At 61.2% G+C, this 1,409-nt stretch carries 1 protein-coding gene; it reads right to left on the minus strand.

The features are described 5' to 3' along the window. Positions 1–171 precede the first annotated feature (171 nt). Positions 172–1,409, minus strand: a 1,238-nt coding sequence (locus NW856_RS12105) for a transglycosylase SLT domain-containing protein (RefSeq protein WP_414400476.1), incomplete at its 5' end; no start/stop codon positions are given.

The raw sequence follows: 1,409 nt of genomic DNA on the forward strand, positions 1-1,409 counted from the left end.
AAACGCCCTCCTGTTGTTCAGACCCAGAGACCATAGAACCCCGTCCTGTCAGCGCGAACGGCACTGTCAAATCTTGACTGCCAAATCTTGGAATAACTGTAACTCTCCCAGAATACTGTGGGAAAAAAGCCCACTCCCTCTACGGCAGCACTCCCGCGACAAAACCGGAAGTCATGAAGAAGACGAGGGGTTATGCAGTCGCTGGCTGACCAGAGTGCGCCCCTCCTGGGTGTAGAGCTGCCAGTAGTTCCAGTAGTTGCCAAACACGGACTTCACATAGCCCCGGGTTTCGGGGAAGGGGATCTGCTCCACAAACACATCCGGATCCTCGAAGCCAAAGCGGTTCAGCCATCTGGCCACGTTGCCGGGGCCACCGTTGTAGCTGGCCAGGGCCAGCAAGGTGTTGTCTTGGTAAGTGCGGTGGGTGTAGTCGAAGTACCAGGATCCCAGGTAGAGATTGTCGGCGGGGTTGGTGAGGCTGTACTGGGCCAGGCCGATCTGCTGGGCAATCCAGCGGCCAGTAGCGGGCATCACCTGCATCAAGCCCAAAGCCCCCGAGGCCGAGACGATCTCTGGCTCAAAGCGGGATTCCTGCCGGATCAAAGCCGCCACCATCAAGGGATTGAGGTTAAATTGCCGTGACCAGTGGGCCAAGCCGGGTTGGGCGTAGGGATCCCCGCTCCAGGAATTGTCTGGGCCGGCATAGTAGTGCAGCGGATAGATGGCCTGCCAGAAATCTTGGCGCTGCCTCAACGTCTCCAGCAAGGGATCCGGCTCTTCGCTAAAGCGCAAAGCAGCCACCTGGTTAATGCCCCGCAGGTGCTCTCCGGCGCTGTTGCGCAAAATGCCCGTAACAAAGCGCTCGGCAACGCTCATCTGGCGGGGATCCCGCTGCACCGGAGTTTCGCCCTGCCAGCGTTCCCAGGCCAGTTGGCTGGCTCCCATCAAATGCAGGGTCTGCGTGGCCGCCGAGACCCCCGGCAACGGTTGGCGCACCGGCTGAAAATCCACCTCAACCCTTTTGCGCCCGCTGTAGAAATCCCCCACCGGCCAGCCCAGTTGCACTGCCGACCGCCAGCCGTAGTAGGTGTGGGGAAACTGCCGCAGCACCTGCCGATAGGTTTGCCGAGCCGCAGCGACATCCCCCTGCTGTTCCCGCCATTTGCCCGCCCAGTAGAGCAGTTGTGCCCCCATTTCCGTGTCCCGCTGGGCGGATCCAATCTGTTGAGCTAGGGCGATGGCTTGGCTGAGATTGCCTGCTTGCGCTTGGCTCCAGGCCACTGTCCAGGCGGCGTTGGCCGCAGCTTCGCTGGCCGGAAAGCGATCCCAAAGGGCTTGCCGGGTGGCTTGGGCCGATTGGGGGCTGGCGTTGCGATCATAGAGCTGGCTGAGGCTGAGCAACGCCTCTG

It is taken from the genome of Synechococcus sp. R3-13 (assembly GCF_047462195.1).
Classification (GTDB): Bacteria; Cyanobacteriota; Cyanobacteriia; order Thermostichales; family Thermostichaceae; genus Thermostichus.